At 56.1% G+C, this 13,610-nt stretch carries 11 protein-coding genes; 9 read left to right on the top strand and 2 right to left on the bottom strand.

What is annotated here, in order from left to right; translation table 11 throughout:
- Positions 1–348: 348 nt before the first annotated feature.
- From U9R25_18055 to U9R25_18020, 8 genes are all read left to right on the top strand, one after another.
- A complete protein-coding gene (locus U9R25_18055; protein MEA3337800.1) occupies positions 349–1,506 on the top strand; it encodes a LysM peptidoglycan-binding domain-containing protein in 1,158 nt (385 codons plus the stop codon).
- Between the two features lie 14 nt (positions 1,507–1,520).
- Positions 1,521–2,450 carry a HEAT repeat domain-containing protein gene (locus U9R25_18050; protein MEA3337799.1) on the top strand — a complete coding sequence of 310 codons (930 nt, stop codon included), beginning with the start codon at positions 1,521–1,523 and terminating at the stop codon, positions 2,448–2,450.
- 62 nt (positions 2,451–2,512) lie between these two features.
- Positions 2,513–2,869, top strand: a complete 357-nt coding sequence (locus U9R25_18045; GenBank protein MEA3337798.1) for a hypothetical protein — start codon at positions 2,513–2,515, stop codon at positions 2,867–2,869.
- A 41-nt stretch (positions 2,870–2,910) separates the two neighbouring features.
- A complete protein-coding gene (locus tag U9R25_18040) occupies positions 2,911–3,819 on the top strand; it encodes an AEC family transporter (protein MEA3337797.1) in 909 nt (302 codons plus the stop codon).
- A gap of 3 nt (positions 3,820–3,822) precedes the next feature.
- Complete coding sequence (locus U9R25_18035) at positions 3,823–4,482, top strand: tetratricopeptide repeat protein (GenBank protein MEA3337796.1); 660 nt, start codon at positions 3,823–3,825, stop codon at positions 4,480–4,482.
- Complete coding sequence (locus tag U9R25_18030) at positions 4,475–5,392, top strand: radical SAM protein (protein MEA3337795.1); 918 nt, start codon at positions 4,475–4,477, stop codon at positions 5,390–5,392. The genes U9R25_18035 and U9R25_18030 overlap by 8 nt, the downstream gene beginning before the upstream one ends.
- A gap of 67 nt (positions 5,393–5,459) precedes the next feature.
- Entirely contained in the window at positions 5,460–6,686 is a 1,227-nt protein-coding gene (locus tag U9R25_18025; protein ID MEA3337794.1) for a hypothetical protein, read from the top strand.
- Positions 6,687–6,711: 25 nt separating this feature from the next.
- Positions 6,712–8,520, top strand: coding sequence for a glycosyltransferase family 39 protein (locus U9R25_18020; GenBank protein ID MEA3337793.1), 1,809 nt, complete (start codon positions 6,712–6,714; stop codon positions 8,518–8,520).
- A 118-nt stretch (positions 8,521–8,638) separates the two neighbouring features.
- Here the strand turns inward: U9R25_18020 and U9R25_18015 are convergent, their stop codons facing one another.
- The gene (locus U9R25_18015; GenBank protein MEA3337792.1) at positions 8,639–9,703 is read right to left on the bottom strand and encodes a 2-oxoacid:ferredoxin oxidoreductase subunit beta; all 1,065 of its coding nucleotides are present in this window, start codon (positions 9,701–9,703) and stop codon (positions 8,639–8,641) included.
- A gap of 13 nt (positions 9,704–9,716) precedes the next feature.
- Entirely contained in the window at positions 9,717–11,603 is a 1,887-nt protein-coding gene (locus U9R25_18010; GenBank protein ID MEA3337791.1) for a 2-oxoacid:acceptor oxidoreductase subunit alpha, read from the bottom strand.
- 311 nt (positions 11,604–11,914) lie between these two features.
- Between U9R25_18010 and hutU the strand changes: the two genes are divergently transcribed.
- Positions 11,915–13,591, top strand: a complete 1,677-nt coding sequence (gene hutU, locus U9R25_18005) for a urocanate hydratase (protein MEA3337790.1) — start codon at positions 11,915–11,917, stop codon at positions 13,589–13,591.
- Positions 13,592–13,610 lie beyond the last annotated feature (19 nt).

Genomic DNA, 13,610 nt, shown 5'->3' with positions numbered 1-13,610 from the left:
AAATGGTGTCTTGTAGCAGGTAGATCATTTCGCTCAGCCGGTCACTGCAAACAGAAGCTGCTCAAGCTGTGACCAGATCCTGAAGTAACGGGAAGGGGTTTATGTCGCCCCCACCGTTGCCGATAAGGTTTCTGCCCAAGAGAATCATCCATGAACTGTAAACGCTGTGGAGCCCACATGCATGATGGGCTTCAGATATGTCCCCATTGTGGTGCGCGTCAGTTACGGCGTACTTCTCATGTCAATTGCGCCAACTGTAGTTTTCGCGCGCCTTCAGGGTTTTCCATCTGTCCTGGCTGTGGTCAACGCCTACGCGCGCGCCGTCTGCCCACGTGGCTTTTGCCAACCTTGGCCGTAATCGTAGCTCTTGGCCTGGCGGCGTATGCCGGAATCGCCTCCAACGATTCGGATTTCACGCTGGCTCGAGGCCAGGAGGGATTGGCTGCGATTCAGGAAACGGTAAGTGATCTCGGCGGCAAGGTACTTGACACGGCTTCGTCGCTGGCGGCAAACGCCGTCCCTCTGGAATCGCCAACGCCGACCCAGGTAATCGTTCGTTCCAACCTCGAACAGGATTCCAGCACACAACTGACAGGTGCGTCCACTCAGGCCATTGCTGCATTGCCCGATCCCGGCGACAGAGCCAAACTTTCGCCCGAACCGGGCGAGCCACCAGCGGCTCTCCCGGTCGCGCAGGTCAGGAACACCGACACAGCTACGCCAGTGCCGCCCACACCAACAGAGCAGGCAACCGCTACGCCAAGTGATATTCCAGCGACATCAACCCCTATCCCTACAGCCACCGACACGCCAAATCCAACGCCAACCAACACAGCTGTGCCGCCGACTGCAACGTCAGTGCCACCGACAGCGACCCTCACACCTACATCGATACCACCGACGCCGACGAGAGTAGCAGCTGTGGCCGCCACAGGGGGTGGGGGCCTCGTGCATGTGGTTCAACCTGGGGATAATTGGTTCAGTGTTGCACAGCAATATGGTGTTTCCATGGGTGCCCTGGCAACCTACAACAACCTGAGCCCGTCGGACATTCTCCAGACCAATGACAGATTGAGGGTTCCATCGCGCCAGGAATCGGCGAGCATTCCCGTTTCCACGCCTACCCGGAAACCCCCGACGGCAACACCCGTGCCCCCGGAGATCCCACTGGCGCCACTTCCCGCCCCTATTCTGGTCAGCCCGATAGTTGGCGACGGTTTTACCGAGGGTACCCAGCCCCTGCTGGAATGGCAGCCGGTACACGGCTTCGGCACCGAGGATCACTACTACGTGCGAGTTGTCTTCACGCTCCGCAACGGTGATCAGGGCTTCGCGGAAAGTGAGGTTTCAGGTACGACGTTTAAGGTACCTATGTGGGTATTCGAATCGGCAATGCCGCCGGATCGTCTCAGCCAATGGTCGGTACAGGTTCGTCGCCGCGGACCGGATGGGCAGATGATTGTGCTGAGTCCTGCCAGCGAGACACGCTCATATTACTGGCGGTAGCCAAAGGTACCCCGATGTCCTCACGCAACGGGCAGGAATCTCAGCCCGGCCTTAGTTCGATCCTTCAGGCCCTGGCAGATACGGGCCGACCGTTGACCGATATTCCCCTGGATGGGTTATCAGATCTGAACACCTCTGACCTTGAACTCTTTCAATCCACATGGAGAGCATTGCCTGCCGAACGCCAGAGAACTCTGATTTCGAGCCTCGTGGAAATGGCAGAAGATCACGTTGGTGTCTGCTACGATGCCATCTTCACCAACCTCCTCCAGGATGAGAATCCCTGGGTGAGGATGCAGTCCATCGAGGGCTTATGGGAGTCGGAAGATGTGCGCCTGATTCCCCCTCTGATTGATCTCATGCAGTACGATGATACGCCCGAGGTAAGAGCAGCTGCTGCCCTCTCTCTCGGACGTTTTCTCCTGCTGGGAGAATTGAATAAGGTCGATCAACAAGCGGCCGGGCGAGTCGAGAATGCCTTGATGCACTCCTTTGATGAACGGGAGTTCCATGTAACTGTGCGACGCCGCATCCTCGAGTCGCTGGCCTACTCCAGCCATGAACGCATTCGTGACTTGATCCTGTCTTCATACGACGACGAGGATGACGACATGCGCACAAGTGCCCTCTTCGCGATGGGCCGTAGCGCTGACCCAACCTGGCAGGCCTTCGTGCTTGCCGAGCTCGCCAGCACAGATGATGCGATTCGCTTCGAGGCGGCGCGGGCAAGCGGGGAATTGGAGCTTGCTGAAGCAATTCCCTATCTTCTAGACATGCTTGATGAAGAGGATGTCGAGATTCGGGACGCAGCTCTCTGGGCACTCGGGCGGATTGGTGGCAAAGCTGCCCTCCGTGCGCTGCGGGCCTGTGCAGAAAGTGAAGATGAAGCCCTGCGCGAGATCGCCGAAGATGCCCTGGATGAACTGCTGTTTTTGTCCAATTAATGAAGGTTCGCCACCTGCTTTCTTTATTCGATGCCTGATCGAAGCTCATTTTGGTGCCTGCAATGAATCTTAAATTACGACGCCTTATCAGAACTCCATACTCAGAACAATATGCTCTGTTTGATCTGGACGCATCGGCCGGCAACCGGGCGAACCAGGAAAACGGTGACCCGCCAAGCATCGGCAAGTTGGACCTGCATTTCACCGACAATGGTGTTTTTGGAACAATCCTGATCTGGGATTCCGTGACCGCCACTTTTACTGATGATCAGCGCGGCGCCTTCATTGAAGCCCTGCTGTCGGAAATAAGCCAGCCAATGGGCATGCCCGATAGTTTCGCTGTCGAGTTTTTCAGTCCAAATCTCGACACCTATAACCTTTACCACAACATAGGTCATGACAACGAGGATGGCGCCTGACCGATGATCCATCGCTAACACCACATGCAGGGTTAGGCACCATGGTCATCATAGTTGAAGTTTTTTGGCAAGTTATCGCGCCGATTTTCCTGGTCGCAGGGGCGGGATATTTTCTGGCCCGCAAGTTAAATCTGCGTCCCCATGGCCTCTCAAAGGCTGCCTTCTACGTTTTCACTCCCTGCCTGCTGTTCGATACACTCAGTGGCACGACCCTGTCAGCTGGTGAGTTAGGACAGCTGGTATTGTTTGCCGTACTGACGATCGCAGGAACTGCCCTCATTGCCTGGATCATCAGCCGAACGAAGGGTTATGGATCCGCCCAGACCAGTGCCCTTGTCATTGTGGCCATGGCCGGAAACGCCGGCAATTATGGCCTTCCAGCCAATCGATTCGCCTTCGGTGAGGCGTCCCTGGAACCAGCCATCGTCTATTTCACAATTAACGCCCTGATTCTGGCAACAGTTGGCGTCTACCTGGCAGCACTGGGCCGGCGCAGCAGCCGGGACGCCTTTCGTAATTTACTGAAAGTCCCCCTTACCTATGCTGCCCTGGCCGGGCTATTTGTTTGGGCTACCGGCCTGAAGGTACCGGTGCCCATCGAGAGGGCAACATCATTGGCCGCCCAGGGTTCTATTCCCGTCATGGTCTTGCTCCTGGGTGTACAACTTGCCAGGGTTCGGTTGCGAGATGACATCAGCCGCATTTCGCTGGCAAGCGCGGTGCGGCTTATCGGCGGTCCCTTGTTGGGATTCCTCTTTGCAGGCCTCCTTGGCCTCACAGGCATCAATCGCCAGGTGTCCATCCTTGAGGCGTCGATGCCGACGGCGGTAATGGCAACCGTACTTGCCACCGAATATGACGCGGAGCCGGAGTTCACTGCTGGCACCGTATTGGTCACGACTCTTGCGAGTACCATCACTTTGACAATCGTAATCACACTGTTGAGGTAAAAAGTGAGCAAGAAGAAAGAAAAACAACAATCGCAACCTGGTGAAGCGCCTCTCGAATCCCCTGACACCATTTCCGGCGATGGGGCAGCGGTGGAGCAACAGATCGCCGAGGAGCGGCGCCGGCTGGGATATGCCCTGTTGCAGGAAGGCGCTCGCCTTCTGAGTCAAAGACGCCCGGGAGAGGCTGCAGAAAAGCTGGAGCGTGCCGCCGAATATCTTCCGGACAGTGCAGAGGTGGCCATCAATCTCGGAGGCACCTATGTGCTTCAAAAGCGCTACAGTAAAGCTGTGCCCCTGCTGGAAAAAGCCAGTAAACTGGCTCCCGATGATGCCATGCTATGGTCCAATCTGGCGGCAGCCTATCTGGGTCGACTGGAGATTTCCGGGCCAAAGCAGCAAAAAAAGGCGATCGAAGCCTACGAACGCGCCCTGGAAATCAACCCAAGAACCCCCAATGTTCACTACAATCTGGGCCTGGTATACAAGGATCAGAAAGAATGGGAATCGGCGCGCAGTGCCTTTCTCAATGCCCTGGAGGTCTACCCGAACGACAACGACGCTCAGTATTGGCTAGGCAAACTGGATGACTATGAGCAGCAGGAGCGGCGATCAGGAAAAAACGAATCAACCCTTTCTGATCAGGACCGTGAGGATTATGACTGACACGCTTACACCCGGCTATCTTCGACTCCACCAAACAGGTGAGCTTCGGGCGCGAGCGGAAAAGGCCTGGAGCAATCTGGAGCAATGCCGTGGCTGCGCGTGGCTGTGTCATGTCAACCGCCTTGAAGATGCCACAGGTATCTGTGGCAACGGGCGTAGGGCCAAGGTGTCCAGTTGTTTCCCCCATTTCGGCGAGGAGGATTGCCTGCGAGGGTTTGCCGGAAGTGGCACGATCTTTTTTGCCCACTGCAACCTGCGTTGCCAGTTCTGCCAGAACTACGACGTAAGCCAGTTGGGTGAGGGCCAGGAGGTAGCACCTGAAACCCTGGCGACAATGATGTTGAACCTGCAGCAACAAGGCTGTCACAACATCAATTTTGTGTCTCCAAGTCACGTCGTTCCCCAGATTTTGATCGCACTGCTTCTTGCTGCCGAGGCTGGTCTGAGATTACCGCTGGTATACAACACCGGCGGCTACGATTCAATGCATACCTTGCGCCTGCTTGACGGCATAATTGACATCTACATGCCTGATATGAAGTACGCCGACCCCGACATGGCACTTCGATATTCCAAGATTTCTGATTATCCCGCTGTCAATCAGGCCGCGGTGCGGGAGATGCACCGCCAGGTTAGCGACCTGGTTTTGGACGAACGAGGGATCGCCCGACAGGGCTTGTTGGTACGGCACCTGGTATTGCCCAATCAATTGGCAGGTACCGCCGAGATTGCCCACTTTCTGGCAAAGGAAATCTCCGGGAACACATATATCAATGTGATGGATCAGTATCGACCTGCCTATTGCGCCAACCGATATCCGAAGCTCAATCGTCCAACAACGCGCAACGAATACCGGCAATCCGTAAAACAGGTACGGACAGCCGGCCTGCACCGGCTGGATCAGCGATGATCCGCGCGCTGGATGCTTCACTAGTTGCGAGTTGACCAACCCGAGCCACAGGCGTAGAATCCTTAAGATGCGCAAAAATCCATCCCGCACAGCTTGGGTCATTCTGACCATCGCTTTCAGCGTTTTTTGCCTGCTGGCTACCACCATCCCGCTTGGTATTCGCTACTACCTGGTGCATGCCCGAGCGCCCCGAACGGCCCTGCTCCAGGTTTCATCCGGAACTGTTCTCCTGGCGACCGACGATGCGGATGAACCCATTGCTGTAGTTGACCGTCGGGAAGTGCCGGAGGGCACCCTGATCCAAACAGACCAGACGTCTCAAGCTTCGCTGGTTTTCCCATCGGGCGAAGGAGAGGACAGTGTCGAACTGGCAACGGTGCACATTTACCCCAATGGGCAAATGACCCTGGTGAGCACTACCCGACCTCGCTTTTCACCCAGCAAAGATGCGGATCACATCGAAATCGATGTTGGACGAGGCCGCGTTCGAGTCAACAGGGCTGAACTCGAACCGCGAGGGCTGCTCTTCGACGTTTCCACACCCCAGGCGCAGATTCGCCTGGATCCAGGAAGCTATGCTGTCGACGTGTCCGATGATCTGACTCAAGTTTCGACACGGTTTGGCAACGCCGTGGTTACAGCCGAAGGCAAATCGATACTGGTGGAAACCGGCCACGGAACCCAGGTGGCCATCGGTCAGCCGCCTTCTTCCCCACACGAGGCCGCCGACAATCTAATCTCCAACGGCGATTTTCAGGAACCGTTAGGACCACCCACCTGGCTGATCAACACCTATCCGGAGGAAGACCCTTCGGCAGGGCAAGCCGAGGTGCGCGCGGACAACAACCGGCAGTCTGTTCGCTTCTGGCGGATTAACCAGCCACCCACGCACAGCGAGGTGGGAATCACCCAGGTTCTCGATCACAACGTCAGCGACTACGAGGTGTTGAACCTTCAGTTGGACGTCATGTTGCGCTGGCAGAGCCTGCCTGGCGCCGGCGAACTCAGCTCTGAGTTTCCATTGATGATCCGATTGGACTACGAGGACATCTACGGGAATCACCAGTTCTGGATCCAGGGCTTCTACTATCGCGATCCCCCGGATCAGTGGGTCGTGACCGGTGGTGAAAAAATCCCATCGAATGTCTGGTTCCCGTTCGAGAGTGGCAACCTTATCGAACAACTTCCAGAGCAAGGCTTACCACCTCCTGCCGTTATTAACTACGTCAAGATCTATGCTTCCGGGCACAACTACGATAGCATGGCTTCGGAAGTGCGTTTGATGGCCCGGTGAGACTCGATTGCCGTTGGATGCCACAATGAGTGGAAAACAACAGAAACTCGCAACCTGGTTTGCCCGGCTGGCGCCTTTGGGCGCCGTTCTTATTTATCTGGCACTGACCTTGCCCCAACTGCACCTGCCTGGACTCCACTACGATGAGGCCAAAGAAGCAGGCGTCAACGCAATGGAGATGCTGCTTCGCCAGAACGTCCACGCCTTCCGTTCCGCAGGCGTGCAACTGGGTGACCTTTTCCTCCCACTTATGGTTCAGGATTACATCGGTGCGTTGAATGTATTCCTGGCCCTGCCCCTCCTCTCCATTTTCGGTGTAACGGTTACCGGTCTTCGCCTCCTATCGATCGGCTACGGACTGATTACCATCCTGCTCACCTGGCGCCTGGGCAACGAGCTTTCGCGCCTCGCTGGAGGGGCCAAACCCCTTGCTGGCGGCATCGCTGCCCTGTTACTCGCCCTGAGTCCCAGTTTCGTCTTCTGGAGCCGCCAGGGCATTTTCGTAACCAATAGTGTGGTCACCCTGGCAGTAGCACTGGTCCTGGTGGCCCTGCGCTGGTGGCAAACAGGTCGTGTCCGCTATCTCTGCCTGCTGGCAGTTCTGGCTGGACTCGGGCTGTGGACCAAGCTGCTGTTCGTGTGGGTTCTTGGAGCGCTGGCAGTCACAGCGGTTTTCATATGGCTGATCAGCCGGTGGTACACATTTCCTGTTCAGTCGAAACCGTCGGATCGTTCCAGCGAAAACCAGGAGACCCGTTGGTGGCAATGGTTTGTCGCGCTGGGCCTATTTTTTCTTGCCCTGTCGCCGCTCATCCTGTTTAACCTACAGACTGCGGGCACCCTTACGTCGATTTTCTCCAACCTGGGAGAAAGCTATTACGGTGTGGAAAACAGAAATTTCCTCAACAACCTCACCATCCGGGTGCGCCAACTGGGAACGCTGCTGAAAGGGGATCACTTCTGGTATCTTGGAGGGTCCTTTGCCAATCAATTGGCTCAGTGGCTGGCGGTCCTGCTGCTCGTAAGTGCCCTGCTGTTAACCTGGTGGATGCGATATCGCAGGGCTTTGATGGTCTTGCTGATCGTCCTTCTGTTCAACACACTGCTGGTGCTGCAATCCAATTTCACCGTGTCTGATCTCTTTGTCACTCATTATGCCATCCTGCAACCCTTTCTGCTTACCGCGGTTGCGCTGTCAGCGGACACAATCCTATCGGTTGTCGCCCGCCGGCGCCGGCTGGCCGACAAAGAAGGTACGGAAACAAAAACCACTCAGCCTGATGACAGAGAGCAGCAGGTCGCAGGTGATGCCCACAGGATACCACCCGGCGCTGCACAGAGGCTATGGTCTTTTGTGGGCTTTCTGGTTGTCGCCAGCCTGCTGGCCTGGTCCTTTGCCGATATCATCACCGACCTACGCTATCATCAGGCACTCGCCCAGACAGGGGGACATGCCACTCACTCCGACGCCACCAATCGATTGGGGGCCTGGCTGGATGAAAACGCCGTCGCCCAACCCCTGGCCCTTGATTGGGGTTTCGATGCTCCTGTCAGATACCTGACAGAAAACCGGGTGCGACCACTGGAGCTCTTCAGTTATGAACGGTTGGATACGCCCGACGCAGGATTCGCGGCCAGGTTAGCGCCGTTTCTCGAAGACTCCGATCGCCGCTATCTGTTCCACACGGCAGAAGACACCATCTTTCTGGAGCGGCGCGAGGCATTGGAACAATTGGCCAGCGAGAGGGGTTTGAGGTTGATGGAAGAAGTTATCTTTCGGGAGCGTTCAGGGCGCCCGATCTATATCGTAGGCCAACTCACACAAGTCGAGTGAGGAAACGATTTTCCTCGGAATCAACAGTGCCCTGTCCGCCTGACTTTCGATCATGGACGGGGCACCGTTTATGATTTTGTGATTTTTATCTGATGCCAGAATTTTGGCAGGAAGGCTATCAGTCTTCGTCGTGAATGGCGCCTTTGTGGCCATTGTGGCCGTTCCTGTCATCATCTACCATCCAGGTATCGGAAGCGACGTAGAGATCCTTCAGCTCTCCAACACCCCTGGCAGCCTGAGCCCGCTCCACTTGTTGGAACACACCCTCCTCGTAGGTCAGATGGTCGACATCCCGAAAAACACCGAAGGGAACAGGGAAATCTGGCCTGGTCATGCGACTCAACATGTACGCCAGTTGGGAACCCTCCAGTTTGTCGTTATGCACAAGTATATCCTCTGCGTCGACATCGTCCAGCGAGACCACTTCTGGCTCGAAGCACCCGCTCATGCGAATACCTTTGTCGTTATCCTGACCGAAGATCATCGGCTGGCCCTGTTCCAGGCGCAGCCGGTTGTCATCCCGAATCTCCCGATCTGTGACATCGGAAAAGGTGCCGTCGTTGAAGATCAGGCAATTCGTGAGGATCTCGACAAAAGAGGTGCCGCGATGGGCCGCTGCCCGCCTCAGAATCTCGCCCATGTGGCGTTGTTCCCGATCGATGGTCCGAGCAACAAAGGTAGCCTCCGCCGCAAGCGCCACGCTAATCGGGTTGAAGGCTTGCTCCAGGGACCCCATGGGAGAGGTCTTGGTGCGGGTTCCCGGCAATGATGTTGGCGAGTATTGCCCCTTGGTCAACCCGTAGATACGATTATTGAAGAGAAGGATGTTGATATCGACATTGCGCCGGCAGGCGTGCAGCAGGTGATTTCCGCCGATCGATAGGCCGTCGCCGTCACCGGTGATCACGAACACCGTCAGATCCGGATTGGCCAGCTTGAGACCAGCCGCCAGCGTGGGGGCACGACCATGGATGCTGTGAATGCCGTAGGTATTCATGTAATAGGGAAAACGACTGGAGCAGCCAATCCCTGAGATGAAGACGATGTTCTCCTTGGGCACACCGATATCAGGCAATACCTTCTGTACCTGTGCCAGGATCGCGTAGTCACCACAGCCTGGACACCAACGCACCGTCTGATCCGACCGAAAGTCTTTGCGGTTTAGCTTGATTGTGTCACTCATTCTTGATTCTCCATCAGTCGCCAACAGTGCCGAGCCCCTGGGACAGGATCTCGTCGATCTTGTTTCTAATCTCGCTGATCTTGAACGGCTGGCCCTGAACCTTGGGCAAAGAATTGATCTCTTGAAGATATCGCGCCTGCAACAACATTGCCAATTGCCCCATGTTCATCTCGGGCACCAGGATTCTATCGAAGCGTGCCATCACATCGCCCAGGTTGCCAGGAAATGGGTTGAGATACCGCAGGTGTGCAGCAGAAACGCGCTTGCCATCTCGTTGCGCCCTCTGAACAGCCTGAAGAATGGCACCATATGTGCTTCCCCACCCGATGACGAGCAAGTCACCGGTATCCTCCCCGATCACTTTCAGGTCGGGGATCACATCGACGAGGGATGCGACCTTGGCAGCTCGCTCAGCGACCATTTGCTGATGATCCTCGGGCATATGAGAGACGTTTCCCGTGCCAGGTTGCTTTCCCAGACCGCCCACGCGGTGTTCGAGTTGAGGGGTTCCTGGAATGGCCCATGGGCGGCCCATGGTCTCCGGATCGCGCCCATAGGGAAGAAACTTGCTGCCATTCTGGAAATCTTCAGGTTTTGGATGTTTTACAGCAATAGGCTCCATGCTTTCTGGGTCAGGCAAAGCCCAGGGTTCGGCGCTATTGGCCAGATAGCCGTCCGCCAACACAAACACGGGACTCATGCCTCTTACCGCTAGCCGAAAGGCTTCAATAGTTATGTCGAAACAGTCTGATGGAGTCGACGGTGCCAAAACCACAACGGGACTCTCACCGTTACGGCCATACATGACCTGCAACAAGTCAGACTGCTCAACCTTGGTCGGCAGTCCAGTACTGGGTCCACCGCGCTGCACATCGACAATCACCACTGGCAGTTCCAATGCTACAGCCAGGTTGATCGCCTCGCTTTTTAGCGCGACGCCCGGTCCACTGGTCCCTGTGGCGGCAAAGGCACCACCAAAGGCTGCACCGATAGCGGCTCCCATGGCGGCAATTTCATCCTCGGCCTGGAAGGTTCGGACGTCGAAATGTTTTAGCGATGCCAGATTGTGCAGGATATCGCTGGCAGGTGTAATCGGATAGCTACAGTAAACCAAAGGTTTGTCTGCCAGTTCAGAAGCCGTCACCATACCCAGGGCAATCGCCTCGCTGCCGGTGATCTTTCGGTAAATGCCCGGCGGCAGGTGAGCTGGCTTGACCCGATAACGTATCTGAAAGGTTCGGGTAGTATTGCCATAGTTGTAGCCGGCCTGCAAAGCCCGGCGGTTCGCTTCCACTATCTCTGGACGTTTCTGAAACTTTTTTTCGATCCAGGCAATGGTGTTGTCCAGCGAACGGTCGTACATCCAGAAGGTGAGACCAAGAGCGAAGAAGTTACGTGAACGATTGATCCCCTTGGCGAACAAGCCCTCAATATCCTCGACGGCATTGCGATTCAGCGTGGTGATCGGAACTGTATGCACCATGTAGTTCTGCAAGGAGTCATCTTCCAGGGGATTGCTTTCGTACTCGGCCTTGCGAAGATTGCCACGGGTGAATTCATCGGTGTTCACGATGATCGTGCCACCAGGGGCCAGATTGCGCAGGCTCGCTTTCAGCGCGGCCGGATTCATGGCAATCAAAACATGAGGTTCATCGCCTGGAGTGTGGATATCCGCACTTGCCAGGTGCACCTGAAAGCCGCTCACCCCGGCCAGAGTACCAGCGGGTGCCCGAATCTCAGCGGGATAATCGGGCAAGGTACTTATATCGTTGCCAATGATGGCTGCCGTATTGGTAAACTGGGTGCCGGTCAACTGCATACCGTCGCCAGAATCGCCAGCAAACCTGATGACAACATCGTCGACTACCTTTATTTGAACCGGTTTACCAGGTTCTGCCATATCAAGCTCTCCTTAATAACTCAATATTCCGCAATAATGCGCGATGCTCCCAAAATCCAAGAAGCCGGCCCACGGCCGGTTCTTTCTTCATCAACTGGCGGCCGTCGCCATTTAGTTCAAAGATGCGCGAGTATATCACGCTTACAAAGGTGTGTCAAAGCGTTCCCTTGCCCAATTCCCCGCCGTGCATTAGAATGAAAGCGATGATTTCTCTCTCACCTTTTCCCATTGAACCAGGGGCACGACCCTGACATTCTTGTCCGGTTGGTCACACCCCATAGTGAACGATTTCGAAAAAGGAGGCTCGTCGAATGTCGCGTGTTATTCGTGCCCCGCGAGGCACCAAACTGACCTGTCGGAATTGGCTGATCGAAGCGGCATACCGGATGATTCAGAACAACCTTGACCCGGAAGTTGCAGCCGATCCTGAAAACCTGATTGTATACGGGGGACGAGGCAAGGTGGCGCGCAACTGGCAGGCATTCGAGGCCATTCTGGAGTCCTTGCGGTCTCTTGAGCCCGATGAAACCCTGCTCGTCCAAAGTGGCAAACCGGTTGCCGTTTTTCGTACCCACGAAGATGCCCCCCGGGTCCTGATCGCCAACAGCAATATCGTACCTGCCTGGGCGACCCAGAAGAACTTCGATCGCTGGGAGAGGGAAGGGCTGATCATGTTCGGCCAGATGACCGCCGGTTCCTGGATCTATATTGGCACGCAGGGCATCCTTCAGGGCACCTACGAGACCCTTGCCAGCCTGGCCCGACAGCATGGCTGGCCCTCGCTCCGGGGCAAATTTGTGCTAACCGCAGGCCTGGGCGAGATGGGTGGGGCGCAACCACTTGCTGTCACCATGAACGAAGGGGTGGCCCTGGTTGTTGAAGTGGACCCATGGCGAATCGAACGACGCCTCGAACATAAGTACCTGGATGTTGCCACCGAGAGTCTTGAAGAGGCAATGACCTGGGTGGCCGAAGCCAAGGCAGCAGGAGAGCCGAAATCCATTGGCCTGCTGGGTAATGCAGCCGATGTGTTGCCGGAACTGGTAATCCGAGGCATCGTTCCCGACGTCGTTACAGATCAAACAAGTGCTCACGATCCCGTTCTGGGATACATCCCGGCGGGCATGACGCCTGAGATGGCAGCCGAACTGAGAGAGAGGGATTTGGATCTCTATCTGGAGCGAACAAATGCCAGCATGGCCGCCCATGTCGAAGCTATGCTGGCATTCCAACAAATGGGTAGCATTGTTTTCGACTATGGCAACAACCTGCGCCAGCGAGCTTTCGACTATGGCGTTAAGAACGCTTTCGACTATCCCGGCTTTGTGCCGGCCTACGTTCGCCCACTGTTCTACGAAGGCTCCGGTCCTTTCCGTTGGGTCGCGCTCAGCGGAGACCCTGAGGACATTTACGCCACCGATCAGATCATCATGGAGCTGTTTCCAGAAAACAAGCATCTATTGCGGTGGTTGAAGATGGCCAGGGAACGAGTCGCCTGGCAGGGTTTGCCAGCTCGCATTTGCTGGTTAAAGTATGGCGAACGTGCTCGAGCTGGCCTTGCCTTCAACCAGGCCGTTGCCGATGGGCGGGTCAAGGCGCCCATAGTCATCGGTCGTGACCATCTGGACTCAGGCTCCGTTGCAAGCCCTAACCGGGAAACGGAAAGTATGCTGGACGGCTCCGATGCCATTAGCGACTGGCCTATCCTCAACGCATTGATCAACGCTGTTGGTGGTGCGACATGGGTCAGTTTCCACCACGGTGGCGGAGTGGGCATTGGCTACAGCCAACACGCGGGCCAGGTCATCGTTGCCGATGGCACTGAGGCAGCCGCCCGTCGCCTGTGGCGTGTACTTACCACCGATCCCGGCATGGGGGTCGTTCGACATGTAGATGCGGGCTATCCCGAGGCGATTGCCTTCGCCCGGGAAAACCACATTCAGATCCCCATGATGTCAAGGAACAACGAGTCCGCTGCCACAGAATAACCGCCGCACCACCTGCCCG

The sequence above is a fragment of the Chloroflexota bacterium genome, from assembly GCA_034717495.1.
In the GTDB taxonomy this organism is placed as follows: domain Bacteria; phylum Chloroflexota; class Anaerolineae; order JAAEKA01; family JAAEKA01; genus JAYELL01.
Note: the sequence above shows the minus strand (reverse complement) of the source record. Positions and strands in the feature narration are given on the sequence as shown.